Genomic DNA, 25245 nt, shown 5'->3' with positions numbered 1-25245 from the left:
TGCTGCTTTGAGCAGTTAAACAAAAAACTGTGATTTTCTTCAAAAAAGGCTTGCACCGTAAGCGCGGATCCCTATAATGCGACTCCACTGACACGGCGGGCAGCACGCAATAGCGCAGCAGCAAGCGGTCAGGGTTGGTAAGGCCTGAGGCTTTATCAGCGGCGGTTAAACGCTTCAAACTTTCCTTAGAAAAGTTCTTCGGAAAAGATTGAAAAAAGCGGTTGACAGTCACCGAGGATGGCGTAGAATGCGCACCTCGCTTCGCAAGAAGCAACGCTCTTTAACAATTTATCAAGCAATCTGTGTGAGCACTCACAGAGCACTAAGCGAAAAAAATTAGCTTAAGTGGACTGGAGTGACACACTGTTTTAACAGTAATAATTTCAGTATTTACTTTGAGCGAAAAAACTTTGATTGAAGAGTTTGATCATGGCTCAGATTGAACGCTGGCGGCAGGCTTAACACATGCAAGTCGAGCGGTAACATTTCTAGCTTGCTAGAAGATGACGAGCGGCGGACGGGTGAGTAATGCTTGGGAATATGCCTTTACGTGGGGGACAACAGTTGGAAACGACTGCTAATACCGCATAATGTGAGGTTGTAGCTCAATGTTATTTTCTAGTTTTGCTAGCGCACCACATCATCTTAGATGAGGAGCGAGAGTGAAGCTTTAGTGTGCTAAAGCAAGATTGAGAGACGAGATATAAGTTGATTTGGTGCCTAGCCCGAAGGGTTGGTCGCAAAATCGCTGTTAACGTCGTTATCGCTTTTGCCTTTATGAGCATAAAGGCGGCAAACGATGCCTCGTGACCATCAATTTTGCTTACAACAAAAAAAGAAAATAGTATCGAGCTACAACCTTACCAAAGGAGGGGATCTTCGGACCTTTCGCGTAGAGATTAGCCCAAGTGGGATTAGCTAGTTGGTGGGGTAATGGCTCACCAAGGCGACGATCCCTAGCTGGTTTGAGAGGATGATCAGCCACACTGGGACTGAGACACGGCCCAGACTCCTACGGGAGGCAGCAGTGGGGAATATTGCACAATGGGCGAAAGCCTGATGCAGCCATGCCGCGTGTGTGAAGAAGGCCTTCGGGTTGTAAAGCACTTTCAGTTGTGAGGAAGGCAATATGCTTAATACGTATATTGTTTGACGTTAGCGACAGAAGAAGGACCGGCTAACTCCGTGCCAGCAGCCGCGGTAATACGGAGGGTCCGAGCGTTAATCGGAATTACTGGGCGTAAAGCGTACGCAGGCGGCTTTTTAAGCCAGATGTGAAATCCCCGGGCTCAACCTGGGAATGGCATTTGGAACTGGGAAGCTAGAGTTTTGTAGAGGGTGGTAGAATTTCAGGTGTAGCGGTGAAATGCGTAGAGATCTGAAGGAATACCAGTGGCGAAGGCGGCCACCTGGACAAAAACTGACGCTCATGTACGAAAGCGTGGGGAGCAAACAGGATTAGATACCCTGGTAGTCCACGCCGTAAACGATGTCTACTAGTTGTCTGTGGGTTTAACCCGTGGGTAACGCAGCTAACGCATTAAGTAGACCGCCTGGGGAGTACGGCCGCAAGGTTAAAACTCAAATGAATTGACGGGGGCCCGCACAAGCGGTGGAGCATGTGGTTTAATTCGATGCAACGCGAAGAACCTTACCTGCCCTTGACATACTAAGAACTTTCCAGAGATGGATTGGTGCCTTCGGGAGCTTAGATACAGGTGCTGCATGGCTGTCGTCAGCTCGTGTCGTGAGATGTTGGGTTAAGTCCCGCAACGAGCGCAACCCTTATCCTTATTTGCCAGCACGTGATGGTGGGAACTCTAGGGAGACTGCCGGTGATAAACCGGAGGAAGGTGGGGACGACGTCAAGTCATCATGGCCCTTACGGGCAGGGCTACACACGTGCTACAATGGCATGTACAGAGGGATGCGACCTCGCGAGAGCAAGCGGACCCCAGAAAGCATGTCGTAGTCCGGATCGGAGTCTGCAACTCGACTCCGTGAAGTCGGAATCGCTAGTAATCGTGGATCAGAATGCCACGGTGAATACGTTCCCGGGCCTTGTACACACCGCCCGTCACACCATGGGAGTGGGCTGCAAAAGAAGTGGGTAGTTTAACCTTCGGGAGGACGCTCACCACTTTGTGGTTCATGACTGGGGTGAAGTCGTAACAAGGTAGCCCTAGGGGAACCTGGGGCTGGATCACCTCCTTATTATGAACGTTTATGTTTTGTGACGTGTTCACACAGATTGCTTGATGAAAAGTGAAGAGAGAAGTCTGACCTAGGTTAGGTTAGAAGGTTCGAAGCTTTATTGCGACGGGCTTTGTGCTTAGCGCAAGGCATGCAACGGCTGAAGGAGGGCGTGTAGTAGACTACATAACCGACTGAAGACGGCGGCATAACGCGGCGATAAGGACAAAGAACAAGTCAAGAAATGTCCCGTTCGTCTAGAGGCCTAGGACACCGCCCTTTCACGGCGGTAACACGAGTTCAAATCTCGTACGGGATACCATTTCTCTCTTGGTTTAAGAAAATAAAGCTAAGCATTATGTTGATACAGTGCTTAGCTTTGGTTTCTAAGAAGCCGAATGCTCTTTAACAATTTGGAAAAGCTGATAAAAAATATCTCAAAAATACGAGTGAAATAACAAGTGTTTTTGGTATTCAAAAAAATAAGGTGATCGTACTCGAGTGGCAGGATTTATACAGCCTGACCATTCAAGTGATTTAAGCGACAACATTTAGGTGTTGTATGGTTAAGTGACTAAGCGTATACGGTGGATGCCTTGGCAGTCAGAGGCGATGAAGGACGTGTTAATCTGCGATAAGCCATGTTGAGTCGATAAAAGACGTAATAGACATGGATTTCCGAATGGGGAAACCCACTGCATTTTATGCAGTATCGTAACGTGAATACATAGCGTTACGAGGCGAACCCGGGGAACTGAAACATCTAAGTACCCGGAGGAAAAGAAATCAACCGAGATTCTGGTAGTAGCGGCGAGCGAACCCGGATTAGCCCTTAAGCTTCTTATAATTTAGTGGAACAAGCTGGAAAGTTTGGCCGTAGCGGGTGATAGCCCCGTACACGAAAGGTGATTTGAAGTGAAAACGAGTAGGACGGCACACGTGATATGTTGTCTGAATATGGGGGGACCATCCTCCAAGGCTAAATACTCCTGACTGACCGATAGTGAACCAGTACCGTGAGGGAAAGGCGAAAAGAACCCCTGTGAGGGGAGTGAAATAGAACCTGAAACCGTATACGTACAAGCAGTGGGAGCCTCTTTGTGGGGTGACTGCGTACCTTTTGTATAATGGGTCAACGACTTAATTTCAGTAGCAAGGTTAAGCGAATAGCGGAGCCGTAGGGAAACCGAGTGTTAACTGCGCGCATAGTTGCTGGGATTAGACCCGAAACCCGGTGATCTAGCCATGGGCAGGTTGAAGATTGGGTAACACCAATTGGAGGACCGAACCGACTAATGTTGAAAAATTAGCGGATGACTTGTGGCTGGGGGTGAAAGGCCAATCAAACCGGGAGATAGCTGGTTCTCCTCGAAAGCTATTTAGGTAGCGCCTCGGACGAATACTAGTGGGGGTAGAGCACTGTTAAGGCTAGGGGGTCATCCCGACTTACCAACCCTTTGCAAACTCCGAATACCACTAAGTACTATCCGGGAGACACACGGCGGGTGCTAACGTCCGTCGTGAAAAGGGAAACAACCCAGACCGTCAGCTAAGGTCCCAAAGTCATAGCTAAGTGGGAAACGATGTGGGAAGGCTTAGACAGCCAGGATGTTGGCTTAGAAGCAGCCATCATTTAAAGAAAGCGTAATAGCTCACTGGTCGAGTCGGCCTGCGCGGAAGATGTAACGGGGCTAAGCTATGCACCGAAGCTACGGGTACTTGCTTTGCAAGTGCGGTAGAGGAGCGTTCTGTAAGCCGTTGAAGGTGATTCGTAAGGATTGCTGGAGGTATCAGAAGTGCGAATGTTGACATGAGTAACGATAAAGGGGGTGAAAAGCCCCCTCGCCGAAAGACCAAGGTTTCCTGTTCAATGTTAATCAGAGCAGGGTGAGTCGGCCCCTAAGGCGAGACTGAAAAGTGTAGTCGATGGGAAACAGGTTAATATTCCTGTACTTCGTATAATTGCGATGGGAGGACGGAGAAGGCTAGGCCAGCGCGGCGATTGGTAGTCCGCGTTTAAGGTTGTAGGCTGGACACTTAGGAAAATCCGGGTGTCTAAGGCTGAGGATTGATGACGAGTCACTAAGGTGATGAAGTGGTTGATGCCCTGCTTCCAGGAAAAGTCTCTAAGCTTCAGATTATACGAAACCGTACCCCAAACCGACACAGGTGGTTGGGTAGAGAATACCAAGGCGCTTGAGAGAACTCGGGTGAAGGAACTAGGCAAAATGGTACCGTAACTTCGGGAGAAGGTACGCTGCTGTTGGTGATGGGACTTGCTCCCTAAGCTGACGGCAGTCGCAGATACCAGTTGGCTGCAACTGTTTATTAAAAACACAGCACTGTGCTAAATCGAAAGATGACGTATACGGTGTGACGCCTGCCCGGTGCCGGAAGGTTAATTGATGTGGTTAGCGCAAGCGAAGCTATTGATCGAAGCCCCGGTAAACGGCGGCCGTAACTATAACGGTCCTAAGGTAGCGAAATTCCTTGTCGGGTAAGTTCCGACCTGCACGAATGGCGTAATGATGGCCAAGCTGTCTCCACCCGAGACTCAGTGAAATTGAAATTGCCGTGAAGATGCGGTGTACCCGCGGCTAGACGGAAAGACCCCGTGAACCTTTACTACAGCTTGACACTGAACATTGACCCTACATGTGTAGGATAGGTGGGAGGCTTTGAAGCGTTGTCGCTAGATGATGTGGAGCCGACCTTGAAATACCACCCTTGTAGTGTTGATGTTCTAACGTTGTCCCGTTATCCGGGATGCGGACAGTGTCTGGTGGGTAGTTTGACTGGGGCGGTCTCCTCCCAAAGAGTAACGGAGGAGCACGAAGGTTGGCTAAGTACGGTCGGACATCGTACGGTTAGTGCAATGGCATAAGCCAGCTTAACTGCGAGACAGACACGTCGAGCAGGTACGAAAGTAGGTCATAGTGATCCGGTGGTTCTGTATGGAAGGGCCATCGCTCAACGGATAAAAGGTACTCCGGGGATAACAGGCTGATACCGCCCAAGAGTTCATATCGACGGCGGTGTTTGGCACCTCGATGTCGGCTCATCACATCCTGGGGCTGAAGTCGGTCCCAAGGGTATGGCTGTTCGCCATTTAAAGTGGTACGCGAGCTGGGTTTAGAACGTCGTGAGACAGTTCGGTCCCTATCTGCCGTGGGCGTTTGAGAATTGAAGGGAGCTGCTCCTAGTACGAGAGGACCGGAGTGGACGAACCGCTGGTGTTTGGGTTGTTATGCCAATAGCATTGCCCAGTAGCTACGTTCGGAACTGATAACCGCTGAAAGCATCTAAGCGGGAAGCAGGCCTTGAGATTAATTCTCACTAGGACTTTAAGTCCTCTGAAGGGCCGTTGGAGACTACAACGTTGATAGGCAAGGTGTGTAAGTGCTGTGAGGCATTGAGCTAACTTGTACTAATTACCCGTGAGGCTTAACCATACAACACCTAAAGGGTGTTGCTTATAGATACTTTATTTTAGAAACCAAGAGTGCTTGTTATGCTCGTGGGATATATCAGTTTTTTCGAATGTTAAAGACAACAAGTTTTTGCCTGGTGGCAATAGCGTTGTGGAACCACCTGAACCCATGCCGAACTCAGAAGTGAAACGCAACTGCGCCGATGATAGTGTGGGGTCTCCCCATGTGAAAGTAGGTCACTGCCAGGCGCCTATACTAAGCCCTCGTCTGACGACGAGGGCTTTTTTATTGCCTGCGATTTAGTTTAAACTCCAAATTTTTCAATATGTTGAGATAAATGTTAGTATGTGAAATTGAGTAATACACTAATCTCACAAAAGGATTTCTATGAAGGCTAAACTTTTCTCAACAGTTATGATGGTTAGTGCAATTTTACTCCTGAGCGCATGTGCCTCTACTGAAGAATCTCGGAAACTAGAATTAGAAGAAGCGGTTATTTGTTGCTCTTCTTATGCTGATATGGACTTTGAAGAATTAACCTTCGGTATGCATTCATTGAAGTTTGGCCCAAATTCTAATGTTAAAGAATTCGTTGGTAAACGTAGTTTTTTTAAAGCCTATCAATTGCCTGAATTAGAAGGTAAATATTTAAAAATTAAAACTTACATCTCAGGGGACGGTTTATTAGGTTCCCGGTATTTTCTTCCAGTATTCATAGCGTTGGACGAACACCACAAGCCGATTAAGGCGCTTACTGTACGAATGCATATAGAGCAGTCATTACTTTCTTATTACGCAGCGGGTTGGTTTCCATTGAAAATGTTAGATGGTGCAAAATACTTAGTTATTATGACTGGGGATGTAGATAATGAGAACTTCAGAAAAAACTTAGCCGAAGAGTTCTCTTATCAAAACAATCAAGTTCCAGCTGAAACCAAGAGGGCTACACAAGGTAAAGTTGATATTGAATTAAGGAAAGCTAGTGACGACGAAGTACCTTATTGGCACAAAGTTGATAGAATCATAAACGGTTGGCTTGGTTGATTTTTGAGCGGTTGATGACGGTTGTAAAGGATTTATTTGTAAAGCCGATCCGGATGAATTAGCCTGAGATTGAAGGTTTGCACGATTGTTAAATCGGATATGGGCCTATGGAGGGCAAATATGCAAAATAATTCCTCAAGTAAACTATTCATCCTCGACACCAATGTGCTGCTGCACGAACCCCTCGCAATATATTCCTTTCAAGAACATGATGTCATTATTCCCATGACAGTATTAGAAGAGCTAGATCGGATTAAAGATCGACAAAAAGATGTTGCTCGTGATGCTCGAGTGGCAATTCGGGCTCTGGAAGATGTGTTTGCTTCGGCATCTCCCGAGCAGATTATTCATGGCGTTGAACTTAAAAATGATGCCGATAATCAGGTCTCGGGCAAGGTGTCTATCTTTGCGGACCATACCTTAGAAAAGGAGCAGCGCAACTTTACCGCTGATGAGCCAGATAATCGAATTATCAACGCGGCAATTTATTTACAACAAAAACACGCACCTCGCCAGGTGGTCTTAGTCACCAAAGATATTAATATGCGGCTTAAAGCCAAAGGGGCTGGGCTCGAACATGTTGAAGATTATCGTACGGATCAATTAATTGATGATATTCGTTTGTTAGCTAAAGGCTTCGTTGAATTTGAAGGTAGTTTCTGGGGACGAGTGAAGGATTGTGATAGTAGCTCTGAAGGACGTGATACTCATCATGTGATTGATACAGAAATTGTTGGGCCTTGCTATGTGAATCAATACTTGATCGATGATACGAAAAGCTTCGCAGCGCGGGTTATGAGTAAGACCGAAGATAAGACTGAGTTGCTTGATTTGGGCTATGAACGCTTAATGGGCAAACACGCCTGGGGAGTTCATCCTAAGAATATATATCAAGGAATGGCTTTTGATGCGCTACTCGATCCAACGATAGATTTGGTTATTCTGACTGGACCAGCTGGTTGCGGTAAAACTCTACTGGCAATGGCAGCAGCCTTGGAAATGGTTGTTGAGAAAGGCATTTACGATAAGATTATCGTGACTCGTAATACACCTGAAATCGCCGAGTCTATTGGCTTCTTACCGGGTACTGAAGAGGAGAAAATGGCACCATGGCTAGCCGCTATCACGGATACTCTGGAAGTGTTACATAAGCATGATGAATCGATGTCAGGTTCGATGAGTTATATTATGGAAAAGGCTAATATTCAGTTCAAGTCGGTGAACTTTATGCGCGGACGCAGCATTCAAAATTCCTTTGTTTTTTTGGATGAGTGTCAAAATTTGACAGCTTCCCAGCTGAAAACGATTATTACCCGCTGCGGTGAGGGCACCAAATTGGTATGCTGTGGTAATCTGGCGCAAATCGATAGTAATTATTTATCGGCAGTTACGTCCGGTTTAACCTATATCGTAGAGCGTTTTAAAGATTTTGAAGGGAGCGCGAACGTTTACTTAAATGGTGTAGTGAGGAGCCGTTTAGCCTCGTTTGCTGAAGAAAAACTATAGAAGGTAAGGCAATGATCGGAGAAGCGGAGAAGCGCGCATTTCATCGTATGTTGATTAATGCAGAGCTCAAGATTTGGGTGGGTCAGCATAGTTATGCTGGCCTGTGTAAAGACTTAAGTGCAACGGGTATGGGGATTAGTGTCAAAGACCTCACACTGCAACTTGGTGATGAGGTGGAAGTTGCTCTGAGTGGCCAAGGTGTGGCACCATTTTCCGCTAAAGGAAAAGTGGTTCGTGCTAATAGTAGTGCTGATTATGCGATAGAGTTTACTTCTCTCTCTTAAATTTTGGCGGCACCCAATCCATGCGCTGGTAGCTGTAGATCCCCGAGCGTATGGCTTGCGCACTGCTGTCGGAAACTTTACCGAGTGCATACAAGGCTGGGCCTGTTGGTTCGGCTAAAACCATGGTTTTTCCCGCAACGTTTACCGTTTCATCGTTTGCTCGTGGGGGAATACCTAAGGCGAGCAAGGCATGGTTCGGTACATAGATAATAGCGACCCCCAAGCGCGGATATAAATATTTCAACGCGCTGGCGAGTAGCGTGGTTTTGCTATCACAGTCTCCTTGATTATTCCGCAGCACTTGAATGGGAGTGAGATAACCAGCTCCGCGTAGATTATCTTTCGAACGGAGTTGATTGTAGGGGATCGATTGAACAAAACTCAGTAAGTAATTAGTTATCTCTCTCAGCGGAACTGGGTCTTTGTTAATGGCATTGAGACTACTGTTGAGCCAACTTGTTAGATACTTCGCACTCTCTTTCGCGAATCTATTGTGATCAGGCATGATTGCAGTGCTACTATCACTGATGGTTTGTTCAATAAAATATTGCTGCTGTAGATAGTCTTGATAGAACTTGTCACTGTGGCTGTTGATCTGCGCCACTAGCTGGTCAATGAAGACTTGGTCATAGCCTTGTATTTGAAAACTGAACTGGTTATGACTGCTACTTATGCTAACCCTTGCCTGCTTAGGATCGAGCTTATCCAACTCTGGTTTGAGTTTATTTAAAATATATTGCTGTGCCTGTTTGGGTCGGTATTGGATGAATTTAGTCAGTTGAATCGGGTAGCCGAGCAGTTCGAACTGTAGTTGTTGTTTTTGGCCTTGGTGATCTTGCCATAAATATTGATAATGGCTTTGCTTACGTTCGAAGAGCAATTGTTTGGCTTGACTCAAGGGCGTCAAAATACTGGAGAAGATCAATAGCCATAGCCAAGTTTTGTGCATTGCTTCTCCAGTGTGGTTTTTATTAGCCTAGTCTAGACTGCTTTTGTTTCGCGACTTGCTCGGCACGATGAATGTGGTTCAAAACATGCACAAAAGCTTTGGCTGAGGCTTCGACAATGTCGGTCGCGAGTCCCATGCCATGATATTTACGCCCTTGATAGTTCGCAACAATATCAGCCTTCCCTAAAGCATCTTTTATATCTGTTTTGGCTGCAGTGGTGGTACCGCCTCCCGCCGCTTCGATGGTGTAGTCATCTATTTTTATATCGTAACCGGTAATTTTTCGTAAGCAACGATATGCGGCATCAATGGGGCCGTTTCCAGTGGATGCCTCTAGGAATGTGTGTTCACCTGAGACCAGTTTCACTGTTGCAGTTGAGACCACATCTGAGCCGCTTTGAGCGCTTAGGTAGTCCAACCGATAGAACTCGGTATCATCTTGTAAGTTATTAAAAAAGACGAGAGCTTCAAGATCATAATCAAATACTTGACCTTTGCGGTCGGCCAAGCCTAAGAAGCTCTCGTAGAGTTCGTCGAGATCGTAGTCGGTTTCGTTATATCCTAATTCTTGCATTCGGTGTTTTATCACATGGCGACCAGAGCGAGAGGTCAGGTTAAGACTATTTTTATTTAAGCCGATGCTTTCAGGGGTCATGATCTCGTAGGTATTTTCGTTCTTCAACATACCATCTTGGTGGATCCCAGAAGAGTGCGAGAAGGCATTACTACCAACAATGGCCTTATTAGCTTGCACTGGCATATTGCATAAGTGGCTTACCAGTTGGCTTGCACGGTAAATTTCTTGTGACTTAATATTGGTGCGAAGGCCGTCCAGTTGATCTTTTCGGGTATTAATGATCATGGCCACTTCTTCTAGAGAACAGTTACCTGCTCGTTCACCTATTCCATTTAGGGTACATTCGATTTGTCGTGCCCCCTGTTGAATGGCGCTAATGGAGTTGGCTACCGAGAGCCCTAAATCGTCATGGCAGTGAACAGAAATTATGGCTTGGTCGATATTGGGGACTCGGTTAAATAGCTTGCTGATGATTCCGCCGAACTCACTGGGGACGGTGTAGCCCACGGTATCAGGAATATTGACCGTCGTGGCACCGGCTTTAATTGCCGCCTCGACCATGCGACATAAATTATCGATCGGGGTTCGTCCCGCGTCTTCGCAGGAGAACTCAACATCATTGGTATAGTTTCGCGCATGCTTGACTGCGGATACAGCCATCGCCAATACGTCATCGAAGCTACGCTTGAGTTTGCTTTCGACGTGTACGGTTGAAGTCGAAATAAAGGTGTGGATGCGGAAGGCTTCGGCGACTTTTAACGCTTCTGCTGCGACATCAATGTCTTTGGGGAGGGCGCGAGACAGAGCACATACCGTGGAATTTTTGATTTCGCGCGCAATGGTTTGCACTGATTCAAAATCACCGGGTGAGGATATAGGAAAGCCGACTTCCATGATGTCGACACCTAAACGCTCTAAGGCAAAAGCAATTTGTAGCTTTTCTTTCACGGTTAAACTGGCGGCGAGCGCCTGTTCGCCATCACGTAGCGTCGTATCAAAAATTTTGACTAGGTCTGACATTCATTAATCCTTGTCTATGATTAGTGGTGTTTGCGTAACAGCATGGACCGTTATTACGGTTTATTATTTTTTTCGCTTAGCTGGCCATGCAATCTTGTTTTGCTATTTTAGCAAGCCCACATCTTACTGGCTAACATCTAATTCAACTAATCTCTTTGAGCAGCATTGAGTATGGAGTAACAATTTGAATAAAACTGCTATCGTGATTGGTGCCACGGGCCTCGTCGGATTGGCGCTGGTTAAACAGTTACTCGCTGATCCGCAATGGGCAAAGGTGAAGGTATTTAGTCGCCGGTCGATGGATCTAAATTCGTCGAAGCTAGACCTACATGTAGTTGATTTTACCCAACTGCCCATCTGGCAATCACAGATTAAAGGGCATAGCTTGTTTATCTGCTTAGGAACGACTTTGCGTCAAGCAGGGAGCCGAGCGGCAATGCGACAGATTGATTACGAGTTACCGCTAGATTTTTCGATTGCGGCGAAGCGCAATGGTATTGAAGATTGTTTGTTAATTTCCAGTCGCATGGCGAATCCTGCATCTGTTTTTCATTATCTAAGAATCAAAGGCGAACTAGAACAAGCGCTCACGCATTTGTTGTTTAAACGGCTAATGATTTTTCGCCCAGGGCCTTTACTGGGTCAACGTCGGGAACCAAGAACTTCGGAACAACTGGTTGCGGTGTTACAACCGCTATTTCGTGCTCAGTATTCTCCATTTAGGGCGTGGCGAGGCACTTCTGCCAACAGCCTTGCCCGTTGTATGTTGCGTCATGCGAATGATACAGCACCGCAGCAAAAGCAGATCTTCCAAGGTGAGGCGCTGTATTAATCGTTGGTTGTTGATTCGAATCAATCGGACTGGTTGGATGGGCGAGCCGGGTTATTCAGCTAAATGATCGCTTCGTTTTTCGTTTCTTGCTGTGAGCATGGCCCCAGTAGAAACTTGTTGTTCGCGTTACTACCGAGAGAATGCTTATTTTATTGTGTTTATTGTCAACTGAAGGTCTCTTGTCATCGTTTTGTCAAACTATGTTCATTTCCCGGTAAAGCAATATCTTCAGTCTGGAGTTAAAACTCATGGATGGAGCTTGCTATGTTACAACGATTACACCAGTGGGATTACGCCATATCAGCTAGCTGTTTAGGGCATCGCTTTAATCGGCAAGTCGCTAGTTTGGCTAAAATTGTGTCACATTCCGGAGATGGTTATTACTACGCCTTATTTGCAGGCGTGATTGCTTTCACCTCCCACGCCGAAGCATTCATCAGTTTATCTCTACCCGCTTACGCCTTGGAGTTGTTGTGTTATTTATTGCTTAAGCAAGTGTTTCGTCGTGACCGCCCGCAAGCGCTGCCAGTGTTTATTCGCCCTTCCGATCGTTTCAGTTTTCCCTCAGGGCATAGTGCCGGTGCTTTTGTGATGGCGAGTTGTATCGCTCAGGTGTTCCCTACATGGGGGATGTTTGCATTTACCTGGGCGAGTTTAATCGCCTGTTCCCGGGTATTGCTTGGCGTTCATTTTATTAGTGATGTGGTTGCTGGCGCTGGTTTGGGTCTGCTGATTGTAAGTAGCATAAATTAGAATTAGGTGATGACAACGATGCGAATTCTTTATGGTGTCCAGGGTACTGGTAATGGTCATATTACACGCGCTAGGCTACTTTGTGCTGCGTTGAAGCAGCGTGGTATTAAGCTCGATGTGCTGATGTCTGGACGAGTAGGAGCATTGCCAGAAGTACCAGAGTTTGGTGATTATCGCGCCGTGAAAGGGATTAGTTTTTATCACCATGGCGGTAAGATTGATCGTTGGGAGACCTTAAAAAACTTATCGCTCAAGCAATTTAGAAAGGATGTCACGGGCTTAGATTTATCTGCTTATGATCTACTGATCAATGATTTTGAACCAGTCAGTGCTTGGGCTGCGAAGCAACAAGGCTTGAAGAGTTTATCGATCTCTCATCAAGCTGCGTTTTTATACGATGTACCCTGTAAACAAATGAGCTATTGGAATCAATTGTTGATCCGCTACTTTGCACCTTGTGAGTATAACCTTGGTGTACATTGGTGTGATAACCAGCAGCCTATTATTCCGCCTTTAGTCGAGCCTTTAAGCAATATTAGTAATCATGGCAAGATACTGGTGTATTTACCCTTTGAATCTTTAGCACAGATCAAACTATTACTGCGTCGTTTTAGTACTTATCAGTTTGTTTGTTTTCATCCAGATATCAGCCATGTAGGTGAAGATGAGAATATTCAATTTCAACCCATCGCTAGGCAGACTTTTCTCTCTCATTTGAGTGCCTGTGCCGGGGTATTTTGTAATGCAGGGTTTGAGTTGCCATCTGAAGCAATGGCTGCAGGTAAAAAACTATTAGTGAAACCACTGATCGGCCAGTTTGAGCAGCAGAGTAATGCTTATACTCTACAAAGCCTAAATTTGGCTCAGGTAACCGATAACTTAGACCCTTATCAATTGGATGCTTGGTTGCAGCAGGAGCAAGCTGAGCCTGTCCATTATCCCAATGTTGCGGCCATTTTAGCGGAATATATTCAGTCTGGAGAGTGGCTTGAACTGTCATCAATGGCTAGCGCCATGTGGCGGCAAGTGAGTTATCCTGCGAGCAGCCAACAGATGATGACAAATATTATCCAAGATAAAACCGCAAGCGAGAATACATTGTCTAAAATAAAAGTATGGGGTTAGTGCTACGAGGAGAGAGAGATGCGTTTCATTAATGAAGACGGCGAAGTCATGGAATTAGCCAATAATATGACCATTCAAGAATTATATGATATGGGGGTCAGTATTTCTTTGAGTGAGGATACGGATCCCGAGCAAAAAATATGGTTAACGGAAGAGCATGATGCTATAAATTGAAAAACAACTTATGTTACGTACTGAGAGGCCAGATGGTATTAGATTACTGTCTGGTTTTTTGTTTTTATTTTAGGTTAATCAACTTATTGTTGCCTAGTAAGGGATGAAGAATTTATATGATTTGCCACCGAAAACCGCAGAAAGAGCAGACAAAAGCGTAGACGCTAGGGGGCAAGAAACGTTACAGTGCTAGCCTTGGAAGGCTGGATTTTATGTCCCATTTTCCGCAACACAATGAAGTTATCCCACAATGACAATAAATAAAGCCTGGAGGCTTGAACATGGAGAAGTTATCCGGCGCCGAAATGGTCGTCCGCTGTTTGCAAGATCAGGGTATTAAACATATTTTTGGTTACCCTGGCGGCTCAGTACTAGATGTTTACGACGCACTCTTCGATAGCAGTGATATTGAGCATATTTTGGTTAGACACGAGCAGGCCGCGGTCCATATGGCCGATGGTTACGCACGTGCAACTGGAGAAGTTGGTACCGTGCTTGTGACTTCTGGCCCTGGCGCGACGAATACGATTACAGGTATTGCCACAGCCTACATGGATTCAATTCCGTTGGTGATTTTATCGGGTCAGGTGCCAACCACTTTGATCGGCCAAGACGCATTCCAAGAGACTGATATGATCGGTGTCTCTCGACCAGTGGTCAAACATAGCTTTTTAGTCAAAAAAGCTGAAGATATTCCAGCGGCAATTAAGAAAGCCTATTACATCGCTGCCACTGGGCGTCCTGGTCCGGTGGTGATTGATTTGCCAAAAGATGTGCAAAATCCATTACTTAAATTTCCTTATGAATACCCTAAGTCAGTGAGTATGCGCTCTTATAATCCGACGCTGACTGGCCATAAAGGACAAATTAAGAAAGCCGTTAAGGCTCTGTATCAGGCCGTACAACCGGTCTTGTATATTGGTGGTGGTGCGATTACTGCCGATGCTGGTGAACAGATCGGTAAACTGGTCGATTTGCTGAATGTGCCTGTCACTTCAACATTGATGGGTTTAGGTGCGTTTCCTTCAACTGATCCTCGCTTTTTGGGTATGTTGGGGATGCATGGCACCTATGAAGCGAATATGGTCATGCATCATGCCGATGTAATTTTTGCCGTCGGCGCTCGCTTTGATGACCGAGTGACCAACAATGTCGCTAAGTTTTGTCCTAATGCCACTATTTTGCATATCGACATTGATCCCACTTCAATTTCGAAGACAGTGCATGCTGATATTCCAATCGTTGGTTCGGTAGATGCGGTACTCAATCAAATGCTTGATTTGATCGAAGAAACGGGCGCAAAAAATGATGCGGATGCGATTGAACAGTGGTGGGTAAAAGTTGAACAGTGGCGTGCTCGTGAATGTTTAACTTATGCAAAAAGCGATAGCTTGATTAAACCACAGCAAGTGATTGAATCGATGTACCGAGTAACCAAAGGAGAGGCTTATGTCGCCTCCGATGTTGGTCAGCATCAAATGTTTGCTGCGCTCTATTATCCTTTTGATAAACCGCGTCGTTGGATCAACTCCGGCGGTTTGGGAACGATGGGCTTTGGCTTTCCTGCGGCAATGGGGGTTAAATTTGCCTTCCCTGACGCCACCGTCGCCTGTGTGACGGGAGATGGTTCGATTCAAATGAACATTCAAGAGTTGTCGACTTGCTTGCAGTACAATGTGCCGGTTGTAATTGTATCTCTTAATAACCGCTCTTTAGGTATGGTGAAGCAGTGGCAGAAAATGTTCTACGATGGTCGCCAATCTCACTCTTACATGGACTCGGTGCCTGATTTTGTGAAGTTGGCCGAGGCTTATGGTCATGTAGGGATCCAAGTGAACCATCCTGATGAGCTAGATGCTGCAATGGAAAAAGCCTTTTCGATGAAAGATCGGGTGGTATTCATGGATATTTTAGTTGATCCAGAAGAACATGTTTATCCGATGCAAATTAAAACCGAAGCGATGAAAGATATGTGGTTAAGTAAAACGGAGAGAACATAATGCGCCGAATTATTTCAGTTTTATTAGAAAATGAAGCCGGTGCTTTATCTCGAGTAACTGGTTTATTCTCACAGCGCGGTTTTAATATCGATTCACTTACGGTATCTACCACCGAAGATCCCACTCTGTCACGAATGAGTATTTGTAGCTTTGGTGATGACAATACAATTGAGCAAATTACCAAGCAGCTAAACAAGTTAGTTGATGTGCTTAAGGTATCGGTCCTTACCGAAGCGGACCATGTGGAACGCGAGATCATGTTGGTTAAGGTTCGAGCCGCAGGTAGTCTGCGAGAAGAGGTGATGCGAACTTGTGATATTTTCCGGGGGCAAATTGTCGATGTGACTCCGAGTCTGTATGTAATGCAGCTTAGTGGTGACAGTGCCAAGTTAGACGCTTGCTTGAAGACCCTGTCTCAATCCACCGAAATCTTAGAAGTGGTGCGTAGTGGCGTATGTGGTATTAGCCGTGGTGAGCGTATGCTACGCCCATAGCTTGCTTAAATTCTAGGTTGAAGACCAGCCTTGGCTGGTCTTTTTTATTTGTACAGACAACTCCTTGATGAATAACTGATATACTCTAGAAGCTGATGTGTTCTATCGATACGGATCACCGTAAATGTTGCATTGATGGGCGACGAGTTCCGTCCGAAGGCGCGACTGTTTTCTTATTGAAAGGAAATTGATAAGTATTGATTTGGTTTACGCTGTGGCAAACTTTTCTTCATGCTTAAAAAGCAGTGACTTGAACAAAAATTACTGACCTCCAGAGACCAACAGGCCTTGTTGATGTTAAGGGATGGTAAATCGACGGCCTAGATGGTGAGGAACACCAAGCATGAAATTCTCCAATCGGATTATTATTTTTACCATTAGCTGCGTCGTGGTTGCAGTATTGTTGGTATTACTTGGTGGTGGATTAACCTTTCGTCAGTTAGCCTTCAATCAACAACAACAGCAATTGCACTCCGTTGTAGAAGTGATTGATGGTCAGTTAAGTGTACAACCCGATACTCCGGAATTTGCGCAGTGGTTACCCAGTTGGTTAAGAGCGCATAATATTCAGGCTTTAGAAGTGTCTAATCGTGGTGGTGTGCTCTATACCTTTCGTGAACTAAATTATACGGGGAACAGTAATCGCTTAATTTCTTACCGCTATCCTTTAGTGGCTCACCCTGACTTCAGCGTACAAATCTGGGTGGAACGACCGTTTAAGCAATTGACTTATGAGCCCGAGGCCATGCTTGGGATTGGTGGCGGTTTAGTGATTGTTGCTCTGGGCTTGGTTGTGGTATTTCGTTGGTTGAAAAATATCATGCATGGCGCAGAGTTATTACAGACTCGAGGTAATCGCATCTTGGCTGGGCGCTTGCGAGATGCGCAAGTTGGCAGTGCAAAAGAGTGGCCGAATGCAGCCAGCAAGGCATTGGAACAATTAATTACCGAGTTGATAGAGGCGCGTCAAGAGCGGAGTCGTTTTGATTGTATTATTCGTAATAATGCCTTTGTTGATGAACTCACCCAACTCTCTAATCGCACTCATTTTTATAATCAATTGGAAGCCGAAATTACCGACGCTGATGCCCACACGGGTGCAGTGCTGCTGATTTATTTGCGCGGTATGGACGATGTAAATTACCAGTACGCGCGTAGTGAAGGTGACGCTATTTTGCAGCAAAGCGCCCAGGTTTTAAAACAATATACGCAACGCAATATCGAAGTGAATTTGGCTCGTTATAGTGGTGATGCCTTTGCTTTGTTATTACCGCTGTCGACTTTGGATGAAGCGGAAGATACTGCTGCTGGCATTTTAAAATTGTTGGAGCGGATTGCGTTGCCAGAAGTGGTTAATGCCGATGACTTTTTCTATATCGGTATTGCTGGTTATCAATATGGGGATGGTGCACAACAGGTCATTGAACAAGCCGAAGACGCTTTGCGTGTGGCACAGATGCAACGTCATAATGCTTGGCATGTCATCTCTCGTAAGTTGAATTCAACTCAAACAGGAAAGGGCTCGGTTCGCTGGCGAACTTTGTTACAGCATGTCCTGAGTAATGATGGTCTGCATTACTATCATCAGTCGGTATATGATGAAGACGGTGATGTGTGTTATCAAGAGCTGTTGTCGAGGATCACCGATTATCAAGGGGAAGTGATTAATGCCGGTGTATTTTTACCTTGGGCAGAGAAAAGTGGTTTACAGGCCGAGTTTGACCATCATGCGCTCAGTTTTGCGATGCAACAAGTGAGGTTCTCAAGTGATCCGATTAGTGTGAATCTAAATATTGCAACGGTTATCAAACAGTCGGTGATGCGCGAATTATTGCAATGGATTTTTGACCGCCCAGCTAGAGAGTGTCAAAAGCTGATTTTAGAGTTCACCGAAATTCAACTCTCTCAGTTAAATGATACCCAGATGCTTAGGCTCAAAGCGCTCAATAAAAAGGGCATTAAACTCGCTGTAGAGCGGGCTGGTCAGCAAGTCGTCAGTACTCAGTACCTTGGTGAGCTTACACTGGAGTATTTAAAGTTACATACCAGCTTAGTGCGTGATATTCAAATTCGTCAGGTCAATCAATTAGCGGTAAGCTCTATTATCGCCAGTTGTGCGGGTCGGGTGAAAGTGATCGCTGTTGGGGTTGAACGCAACGAAGAGTGGCGAGTATTACAACGTTTAGGTATTCATTGCGTGCAGGGCTTTTTATTTTCCAAACCGGAAGCGATTTAATTCATTTTAAGCCCTGAGTTGAGTTTGAAGTGCCGAGCGAAGTGAATATTATTGAATCGTTTCTGGGAATAAAATAGCCATAAACTACGCTTCGTTTAGTTTTCTGGCTAGGTTTGGGCTTTATATTCCAGATCTTATGTTCAGCTAAAGTTGAATGCTAATATTACCCAAGCTCTGTCTTGTATCAAGGTTTGCTAAATCCTCGGTAAACATCTTGAAAGAGAAACCGGACTTAAGGGCTTATTATCTGGAGAACTAGCACATATTTGTTAGCCAATGCTTTCAAAAATAAAAGAAAAGTTTAGACTAAATTGAGACATAGAAGCGCAAGCGGGCGATGGGAATATACGATGGACTTAGCATTTTGGCGAAGCAAAAAAAGCAAACTTTGTAGCAGCGCCTATATGCGATCTGATCTGGTGGTGGTCGCCAATCAACAGCAGCAGATTTTTGAGAAGGCGGTGACTTCCATAGAGCAGTGGCCTGAAGTTTTTGCATCTTTATGTAAAGAGGCTGGCATCGGCAACGAGCATCAAATTGTATTTGTTTTGGGCAATCAGCACTATCAGCAGTTTCAAGTCGAAAAGCCTAATGTCGCGCAAGAGGAGCTGGCGGATGCAGTTCCTTGGACCATTAAGGATATGGTGGCGGAACCAGTTCAAGAATTAGTGGTCGATTACTACCAAATACCAGTTGCGCCGATGACCGCAGAAAAGCTGAATGTGGTTTGTGTGAGTAAACCGATTATTCGCCAACTAGTTGCTTTAGCTAAAGAACAAGGACTGAAGCTTCAAGGGATCACCATCGAAAGCATTGCAACCGCGAACTTGTTGGAAGCCAATGAGCGTTGTCAAATGTTGCTGTGGCAAGCCAAGGGACGTGATCTTGAATTAAGCGTGGTGCGTCAAGGTCAGATCTGCTTTAGTCGCCAGCTGCGAGCATTTTCTAGTTTAGGTCGAATGCAGGAGATAGAGTTTACGCAAAACTTTTTTGATAGTTTAAGCCTTGAATTGCAGCGTTCCATTGACTACATCAGTGCGACTCTCAAACTGCCTGAAGTGAGTTTGATTCAATTAGCGATCCCGAGCCGTTTTTGTGACGAAATTGCCGTTCAATTGCAACATAACCTGGGGCCCAAAGTGAATTTATTGTCTCTGGATGCCATTGGCGAGAGCGAACATTACTATCGTTTACCAGTGCTTGGCGGACTTGATACTGGGGTATTGTCGTGAAAACCAGAATTAACTTCTATACCGAGGAATTTCACGCACAAAAGGAGCGGGTGTCATTAAGACAAAGCATACTGCTTTGGTTCGTGCTTGGGATTGTGCTGATAGCGTATGGTTTTTGGCTGCAAACGCAAACTCAAATCGCGATTGATAAGGCGAGCCAGCAGCGACAATTAGTGACCTTACAAAGTCAGGAATTGAGCACATTAAAACAGGCGCTCGAAGCTCGCTCGCTAAACCCAGACTTACAGCGCGACTCGGCCTTACAACAGCAACAATTAAAGTTGAAGCGTTTGCTGCAACAGCGTTTAAAAAATCAGACTGATACCAATAAAGGATTTTCAGCGACGCTGCGAGCGCTTGCCTCGATCCATGATAATCAGGTTTGGTTGAGTCACATTTATATTCAAGGTGACACCATGGCATTAAGTGGTCAGTCAGCAACTAGTGATGCCGTGCCGAAGTGGTTAAAGCAGTTTCAGGATTATCCGGAACTGGCTAAACGACAATTTTCGGCTTTAACGATTCAGCGCGATGAGCAACAGCAATTACAGTTTAGTTTGAGTGCTTCCGCCGAACTTCAGCCTGACTTGAGGGGGGCGCATGACTGAGCGTTGGCAGCAATGGCAACAGCGCTTTGCCAGCTTAAGTTTACGAGAGCGAGCCTTAATCCTTATCTCGGGTTTCGTGGTATTGAGTTTTCCGGCTTATTATTTCTGGTTAGAACCAATGAGCTTGCAGCAAGCTAAGGCGAAGACAGCGTTTATTCGACTGAGTGCCGAGTTAAAAGAAAACCAAATACAGATCGATTATAGTCAGCGTAAACTCGCTGAAGATCCCAATGCAGAGCTTCAGCGCCAAGTCGCTCAGCTAAGAGCGCAGTCTGGCCAGATTGACCGTCAGTTGGCTATTCAGCAAGCGGGTTTAATTCCAGTTGGGAAAATGGCCGAAGTTTTAGAACAATTACTGCAACATAGTGAAGGCTTGCAACTGTTGTCGCTAGATTCCATCGCACCAGAACCGGTATTAACTCGCGAGGAAGAGAGTGATAATAGCTTGAATTTTTATCGTCATGGGATCCGGCTTAAACTTACCGGGGGCTACTTTCCTCTATTAAAATATTTACAAAAAGTAGAAGCCTTACCGCAACGATTCTTGTGGCAATTAATTGAGTATCAGGTTGATGCGTATCCACGGGCCAATATTACTATCGATATTTATACCTTAAGTAGTCATAAGGACTTTATTAGTGCTTAAGCAAATGATGGCTATTGTGATGATAGCGACAATGATACAAGGCGTTGCTTGGGCGAACAGCTTAAGTGATCCAACTGCGCCACCTCGTGAGCTGGGTCAGACAATCGCGAAGGCGACATTAGTGTTACCGAGTTTGCAGGCGGTGATTGTGGGCGGTTCTCAAACCGGTGCGGTTCTTAATCAGCGTTTTGTGGCATTAAATCAGAAGATTGATGGGTTTAGCTTAGTTCGCGTTGCCCAAGGTTATGTCGTTTTAGTGAAATCAAATCAATCATATCGAATTCAACTCGATACAGTTTCAGTGAAAGATTCCGTGGTACAGGGGCAGTAATAGATGTATATGAAATGGATTTTTGTAGGCTTGGCGGCAGTTCTATTAAATGCTTGTCAAACAACTCCTCGCCCCAATCCCAGCGAAGCGAAGCAAGCGATCACGGAAGCTCAGCAGCAAAGTGATATACCTAAACCTGCTTTAGATTTGCCCGATGCTGTTCAGGCGGAACTGATGCCTGAGTTAGCTTTACAACAAGATGATTTATTGCAGACAGAGCACCGCTTTGATGTGAATGCGCGTGATGTCGAAGCCAAGGCATTTTTTCCTGCCTTAGTTCAGGGGTCCCCGTTAAGTGTGGCGATACATCCCGGAGTTGAAGGAAAAATAAGCCTTCAGCTGAAAGAGGTGACGCTCAAAGAGACCATTGATGTGGTCGCCGATATGTATGGTTATGATATTCAACGACGCGGTAAAGTGTTACATGTTTACCCTGCGGGCATGCGTATTGAAACCATACCGCTAAATTATTTGATGCTCGAGCGCTATGGCTATACGCGAACTCGGATTAGCTCTGGAGGGATTACGGCTAATCAAGATAGTAACAATGGCTCTAGTAGCGGTGATTCGAACAATTCTTCAAATAGTAATTCGAATAGTTCAAATAGTTCAAATAGCAATTCGAGTCGTAGCGATAGTTTTGATGGTACTCGCATTGAATCTTCAACTGAAACGCGCTTTTGGTCAGAGTTGGAAGACTCATTACGCGGCATGATTGGCTTGAATAGCCGTAATGATGGCGCTTCAGCCTATGCGGAGGATGGCAGAATGGTCGTGGTGAGCCCCCAAGCCGGCTTAGTCACAGTTCGGGCTTTTCCTGATGAAATACGTACCATTAAGGCTTTCTTGAATCAGTCAGAAACTAACTTACAACGCCAAGTCATCCTCGAAGCAAAAATTATCGAAGTGACCTTAAGTGATGGTTACCAACAGGGCATTGATTGGACCAACGCGGGTGATTTAATCGGCTCGACCGAGGTTTTATTTAACAGTGTGTCACAGCTACCGGGTAATGCGATTAGCAGTGTTCTTGGGGGAGGAGGGGCGCTCACGATTACTGAAGGTAACTTCCAGTCAGTGGTCAACTTGCTGCAAACTCAAGGTGATGTGAATGTGCTTTCCAGTCCACGAATTACGGCCTCGAACAATCAAAAGGCGGTGATTAAAGTCGGGACCGACGAATATTTTGTGACTGATGTCTCCAGTACCACGATTAGTGGTACTTCAACGGTAACCACTCCGACCGTAGAGCTGACCCCTTTCTTCTCTGGCGTGGCCTTAGATGTGACACCACAAATTGATGATAATGGTCAAGTATTGTTACATGTTCACCCCTCGGTAACCGATGTGGTTGAGCAGCGTAAAGAGATTAACTTTGGCAGCGAAATGGGGAGTTTGGACTTACCCTTAGCACAAAGTGATATTCGCGAGACGGACACGGTGATTAAGGCTCATTCTGGAGATGTGGTGGTGATTGGTGGTTTGATGCGTAGTAAGCAGCAAGAATTAGTCTCTAAGGTTCCGTTTATTGGTTCTATTCCTGGCCTCGGCGAGTTATTTACCAACCGCTCTAAGGCAAGCTCTAAAACTGAACTGATTATTTTAATCCAGCCTACGGTGGTGCAACAACAAACTTGGCAGAATGAGCTGAAGAAGTCTCAAAAGCTGCTAAATACATGGTACCCAGAAGATAATTAGGCGGATTTAGTGGCGGTATATCTTAAGTATTTTGGCCTTTCTCAAGCGCCATTTGGTTTAACGCCAAACACCGGCCTGTATCAAGCGCTGTTGCCCCACCATGAAGCGATTCAGGTCTTAGAAACGGCACTTGCTTCGGGGGAAGGTTTTATTAAAGTGAGTGGTGAAGTCGGCACCGGTAAAACCTTATTGTGCCGTAAGCTGCTTAACGAGATGGCCGAGCAATATCAATTTGCTTATTTGCCTAACCCCAGTTTATCCGCTGAACAAATCCATGCCGCTTTAGCCAGTGAACTGGGTCTGATGCTTGAAACTGAGCGTTCAGCTCATCAGTTGTTGGAACTGCTGAATCATCGACTCATAGAGTTCGCCAGCCAAGATCGGCCGGTTGTATTGCTTATTGATGAGGCCCAAGCGCTCAGCGATGAGGCGCTCGAAGTGATCCGTTTACTCGGTAATTTAGAGACCGAACAGCGTAAGTTATTACATGTGGTTTTATTTGGACAGCCGGAGCTAGACGAGCGTTTAGCGAGCCCCAAATTACGTCAATTAAGGCAACGGATCTCTTTTTCATATCGTTTACGAGCGTTGCAAAAAGATGAAGTGGCCAGTTATATTCAACATCGCCTGCATTTGAGTGGTTATCGCGGAGGGCCATTATTCACCGCGGCTTCCTTAAACATGTTAACCGACGCCAGTCGTGGGATCCCCAGATTGATCAATATCCTCGCCCATAAAGTATTGATGTTGTGTTATGGGCAAGGTGCTCAGCAAGTGAGTGTGGCAATGGTGAAGCAGGCGATTGATGATACCGAGGATGCAAGCTTTAGGCGCAATAGTTTGGGGGTGATGGGCTTGGTCATCACTCTTGGACTTGGTATTGCCGCTGCTTTCTGGTGGGGGCTCAGGCAATGAGTGTGATTAATCAAATGCTGAAAGATTTAGATAAACGACAGCAGACCAATCCGCAGAGTATGTCACCTTTGGTGGACGATTCGGGGCGTAGTTTAAGAGCCTACTTACTGATGGCGGTGGTCTTGTTAGCTCTCTCCGTTTCTGCCTGGTTAGCACTGCGTTATTTTCAGAGCATTCATATCGATAGTGATGTAAAGGTGCTGACTGAAGCAGATAGTTCAGAGCCTCAGTCGTCTGTAACGCCATCAGTAGAAGAGCCAAATTTACAAACAGTTGCTAGCGCAATGGCTGTCACTTTGCCTATCGTTGAAAAGGGTCCGAGTATTGCCGCCGAGACGCCTTCATTGCTAGTCGCGCCTGGTGAAGTGATGCCATTAAAGCCGATGATCAAGGCTGCTTCGCTGAAAACAAGCGCCGTGGTTCAGCCCGCAGGGCAGAGTCAGTCCGTCGCCCCTGAGGTCGGCCAAGAAACATCCGCTGCCATCCCCCGCAAGTCAGTCGAAAAGTTTGCGCCGCGCTCGGTTGCTGCGCTTGATGATCCGCACAAGACACAAGTTCAAGCGAAGCCGTTAGACACGGCATCGACAACGGCCAGTTTGCAAATCACCCCCATTACCTTAAGCTTGGAGCAGCGCGTTGACTTATACACCCGACGCGCTATGGAGGCCTTGGATAACAAACGTTTAGAGCAAGCACGCAGTGAGTTTAGTAAGGCCTTGCAATTAGATCCTCGTGCGCATTCGGTTCGCGAACAATTGGCTGCCTTACAGTTTGGTCGTGGCGATGTTAGTCGTGCGGTTGGCTTACTTGAAGCGGGGATTCAACTGAGTCCGCAACATAGTGGATTTCGTTTGATGTTGGCGCGGATCTTTGTTCAACAACAGAATTGGCAGCAGGCTTTGTTCTACCTTGATGCGCAGCGGCCAGAGGTGGCAGGGAACGTTGATTATTACGCCATGTTAGCGAGTTTGGCGCAGCGCTTAAATAAAACCGAGTTAGCCTTTGATAGTTATCGCTTGTTACTAAAACAACAACCTTCTCGCGCGCGTTGGTGGCTGGGTTACGCGATTGCCAACGATAAACTGGGTCATTATAAAGAAGCGTTGGCGGCTTATCATCAAGCCGAACAAATGGGGCAACTTTCTAGTCAAACCGGTGATTTTGTCACCAGCCGTATTCGGCAGTTGGAGCAATAAC

The 25245-nt window shown here is 45.9% G+C and carries 19 protein-coding genes, 1 tRNA gene and 3 rRNA genes; 21 read left to right on the top strand and 2 right to left on the bottom strand.

Annotated elements, in window-relative coordinates; genetic code table 11:
* Positions 1–411: 411 nt before the first annotated feature.
* From ACRRS0_RS19300 to ACRRS0_RS19270, 7 genes are all read left to right on the top strand, one after another.
* Positions 412–2214: ribosomal RNA gene (locus tag ACRRS0_RS19300) — 16S ribosomal RNA — on the top strand.
* A 225-nt stretch (positions 2215–2439) separates the two neighbouring features.
* A tRNA-Glu gene (locus tag ACRRS0_RS19295) sits at positions 2440–2515 on the top strand.
* A 242-nt stretch (positions 2516–2757) separates the two neighbouring features.
* Positions 2758–5645: ribosomal RNA gene (locus ACRRS0_RS19290) — 23S ribosomal RNA — on the top strand.
* 111 nt (positions 5646–5756) lie between these two features.
* Positions 5757–5872, top strand: a 5S ribosomal RNA gene (rrf, locus tag ACRRS0_RS19285).
* The 16S, 23S and 5S rRNA genes sit together here with 1 tRNA gene alongside, the layout of an rRNA operon.
* Before the next feature lie 139 nt (positions 5873–6011).
* Complete coding sequence (locus ACRRS0_RS19280) at positions 6012–6668, top strand: hypothetical protein (protein ID WP_432455962.1); 657 nt, start codon at positions 6012–6014, stop codon at positions 6666–6668.
* A gap of 120 nt (positions 6669–6788) precedes the next feature.
* Positions 6789–8174, top strand: coding sequence for a PhoH family protein (locus tag ACRRS0_RS19275; protein WP_432455963.1), 1386 nt, complete (start codon positions 6789–6791; stop codon positions 8172–8174).
* Between the two features lie 11 nt (positions 8175–8185).
* On the top strand, positions 8186–8458 hold the full coding sequence (locus ACRRS0_RS19270; protein ID WP_432455964.1) for a PilZ domain-containing protein: 273 nt from the start codon (positions 8186–8188) through the stop codon (positions 8456–8458).
* On the opposite strand, the gene ACRRS0_RS19265 is transcribed toward ACRRS0_RS19270, so the two are convergent.
* Positions 8442–9407 carry a hypothetical protein gene (locus ACRRS0_RS19265; protein WP_432455965.1) on the bottom strand — a complete coding sequence of 322 codons (966 nt, stop codon included), beginning with the start codon at positions 9405–9407 and terminating at the stop codon, positions 8442–8444. The two genes, ACRRS0_RS19270 and ACRRS0_RS19265, sit on opposite strands and share 17 nt — an antisense overlap.
* 22 nt (positions 9408–9429) lie before the next feature.
* Positions 9430–11004 carry a 2-isopropylmalate synthase gene (leuA, locus tag ACRRS0_RS19260; RefSeq protein WP_432455966.1) on the bottom strand — a complete coding sequence of 525 codons (1575 nt, stop codon included), beginning with the start codon at positions 11002–11004 and terminating at the stop codon, positions 9430–9432.
* Between the two features lie 184 nt (positions 11005–11188).
* On the opposite strand from leuA, the gene ACRRS0_RS19255 reads away from it, so the two are divergent.
* The 14 genes from ACRRS0_RS19255 (at position 11189) to ACRRS0_RS19190 (ending at position 25244) form a co-directional block, all read left to right on the top strand.
* Entirely contained in the window at positions 11189–11836 is a 648-nt protein-coding gene (locus tag ACRRS0_RS19255) for a short chain dehydrogenase (protein ID WP_432455967.1), read from the top strand.
* Positions 11837–12100: 264 nt separating this feature from the next.
* Positions 12101–12589, top strand: a complete 489-nt coding sequence (locus ACRRS0_RS19250) for a phosphatase PAP2 family protein (protein WP_432455968.1) — start codon at positions 12101–12103, stop codon at positions 12587–12589.
* A gap of 18 nt (positions 12590–12607) precedes the next feature.
* Positions 12608–13714, top strand: a complete 1107-nt coding sequence (locus ACRRS0_RS19245; protein WP_432455969.1) for an MJ1255/VC2487 family glycosyltransferase — start codon at positions 12608–12610, stop codon at positions 13712–13714.
* A gap of 18 nt (positions 13715–13732) precedes the next feature.
* Positions 13733–13888 carry a hypothetical protein gene (locus ACRRS0_RS19240; protein WP_432455970.1) on the top strand — a complete coding sequence of 52 codons (156 nt, stop codon included), beginning with the start codon at positions 13733–13735 and terminating at the stop codon, positions 13886–13888.
* Positions 13889–14169: 281 nt separating this feature from the next.
* A complete protein-coding gene (locus ACRRS0_RS19235; protein ID WP_432455971.1) occupies positions 14170–15888 on the top strand; it encodes an acetolactate synthase 3 large subunit in 1719 nt (572 codons plus the stop codon).
* The gene (gene ilvN, locus ACRRS0_RS19230) at positions 15888–16382 is read left to right on the top strand and encodes an acetolactate synthase small subunit (protein WP_432455972.1); all 495 of its coding nucleotides are present in this window, start codon (positions 15888–15890) and stop codon (positions 16380–16382) included. Before ACRRS0_RS19235 ends, ilvN begins: the two co-directional genes overlap by 1 nt.
* Positions 16383–16725: 343 nt before the next feature.
* Positions 16726–18618: an EAL domain-containing protein gene (locus tag ACRRS0_RS19225; RefSeq protein ID WP_432455973.1), complete on the top strand. Its 1893-nt coding sequence runs from the start codon at positions 16726–16728 to the stop codon at positions 18616–18618.
* A 404-nt stretch (positions 18619–19022) separates the two neighbouring features.
* Positions 19023–19850, top strand: a complete 828-nt coding sequence (locus tag ACRRS0_RS19220; protein WP_432455974.1) for a hypothetical protein — start codon at positions 19023–19025, stop codon at positions 19848–19850.
* Complete coding sequence (locus ACRRS0_RS19215) at positions 19847–20458, top strand: PilN domain-containing protein (RefSeq protein WP_432455975.1); 612 nt, start codon at positions 19847–19849, stop codon at positions 20456–20458. Before ACRRS0_RS19220 ends, ACRRS0_RS19215 begins: the two co-directional genes overlap by 4 nt.
* A complete protein-coding gene (locus ACRRS0_RS19210; protein ID WP_432455976.1) occupies positions 20451–21104 on the top strand; it encodes a hypothetical protein in 654 nt (217 codons plus the stop codon). Before ACRRS0_RS19215 ends, ACRRS0_RS19210 begins: the two co-directional genes overlap by 8 nt.
* On the top strand, positions 21097–21435 hold the full coding sequence (locus ACRRS0_RS19205) for a hypothetical protein (protein WP_432455977.1): 339 nt from the start codon (positions 21097–21099) through the stop codon (positions 21433–21435). Before ACRRS0_RS19210 ends, ACRRS0_RS19205 begins: the two co-directional genes overlap by 8 nt.
* Positions 21436–21438: 3 nt before the next feature.
* Complete coding sequence (gene mshL / locus ACRRS0_RS19200; protein WP_432455978.1) at positions 21439–23133, top strand: pilus (MSHA type) biogenesis protein MshL; 1695 nt, start codon at positions 21439–21441, stop codon at positions 23131–23133.
* A 9-nt stretch (positions 23134–23142) separates the two neighbouring features.
* The gene (locus ACRRS0_RS19195; protein ID WP_432455979.1) at positions 23143–24048 is read left to right on the top strand and encodes an ExeA family protein; all 906 of its coding nucleotides are present in this window, start codon (positions 23143–23145) and stop codon (positions 24046–24048) included.
* The gene (locus ACRRS0_RS19190) at positions 24045–25244 is read left to right on the top strand and encodes a tetratricopeptide repeat protein (protein WP_432455980.1); all 1200 of its coding nucleotides are present in this window, start codon (positions 24045–24047) and stop codon (positions 25242–25244) included. Before ACRRS0_RS19195 ends, ACRRS0_RS19190 begins: the two co-directional genes overlap by 4 nt.
* The last annotated feature ends 1 nt before the right edge of the window (position 25245 follow it).

This window comes from Agarivorans sp. QJM3NY_29 (assembly GCF_050870835.2).
In the GTDB taxonomy this organism is placed as follows: Bacteria; Pseudomonadota; Gammaproteobacteria; order Enterobacterales; family Celerinatantimonadaceae; genus Agarivorans.
Note: the sequence above shows the minus strand (reverse complement) of the source record. Positions and strands in the feature narration are given on the sequence as shown.

Excerpts from the sequence above, each read along its gene's own strand:
- ACRRS0_RS19280 (WP_432455962.1), top strand. The coding sequence starts at position 6,012 with ATGAAGGCTAAACTTTTCTCAACAGTTATGATGGTTAGTGCAATTTTA.
- ACRRS0_RS19275 (WP_432455963.1), top strand. The coding sequence starts at position 6,789 with ATGCAAAATAATTCCTCAAGTAAACTATTCATCCTCGACACCAATGTG.
- ACRRS0_RS19270 (WP_432455964.1), top strand. The coding sequence starts at position 8,186 with ATGATCGGAGAAGCGGAGAAGCGCGCATTTCATCGTATGTTGATTAAT.
- ACRRS0_RS19265 (WP_432455965.1), bottom strand. The coding sequence starts at position 9,407 with ATGCACAAAACTTGGCTATGGCTATTGATCTTCTCCAGTATTTTGACG.
- leuA (WP_432455966.1), bottom strand. The coding sequence starts at position 11,004 with ATGTCAGACCTAGTCAAAATTTTTGATACGACGCTACGTGATGGCGAA.
- ACRRS0_RS19250 (WP_432455968.1), top strand. The coding sequence starts at position 12,101 with ATGTTACAACGATTACACCAGTGGGATTACGCCATATCAGCTAGCTGT.
- ACRRS0_RS19245 (WP_432455969.1), top strand. The coding sequence starts at position 12,608 with ATGCGAATTCTTTATGGTGTCCAGGGTACTGGTAATGGTCATATTACA.
- ACRRS0_RS19240 (WP_432455970.1), top strand. The coding sequence starts at position 13,733 with ATGCGTTTCATTAATGAAGACGGCGAAGTCATGGAATTAGCCAATAAT.
- ACRRS0_RS19235 (WP_432455971.1), top strand. The coding sequence starts at position 14,170 with ATGGAGAAGTTATCCGGCGCCGAAATGGTCGTCCGCTGTTTGCAAGAT.
- ilvN (WP_432455972.1), top strand. The coding sequence starts at position 15,888 with ATGCGCCGAATTATTTCAGTTTTATTAGAAAATGAAGCCGGTGCTTTA.
- ACRRS0_RS19225 (WP_432455973.1), top strand. The coding sequence starts at position 16,726 with ATGAAATTCTCCAATCGGATTATTATTTTTACCATTAGCTGCGTCGTG.
- ACRRS0_RS19220 (WP_432455974.1), top strand. The coding sequence starts at position 19,023 with ATGCGATCTGATCTGGTGGTGGTCGCCAATCAACAGCAGCAGATTTTT.
- ACRRS0_RS19210 (WP_432455976.1), top strand. The coding sequence starts at position 20,451 with ATGACTGAGCGTTGGCAGCAATGGCAACAGCGCTTTGCCAGCTTAAGT.
- mshL (WP_432455978.1), top strand. The coding sequence starts at position 21,439 with ATGTATATGAAATGGATTTTTGTAGGCTTGGCGGCAGTTCTATTAAAT.
- ACRRS0_RS19190 (WP_432455980.1), top strand. The coding sequence starts at position 24,045 with ATGAGTGTGATTAATCAAATGCTGAAAGATTTAGATAAACGACAGCAG.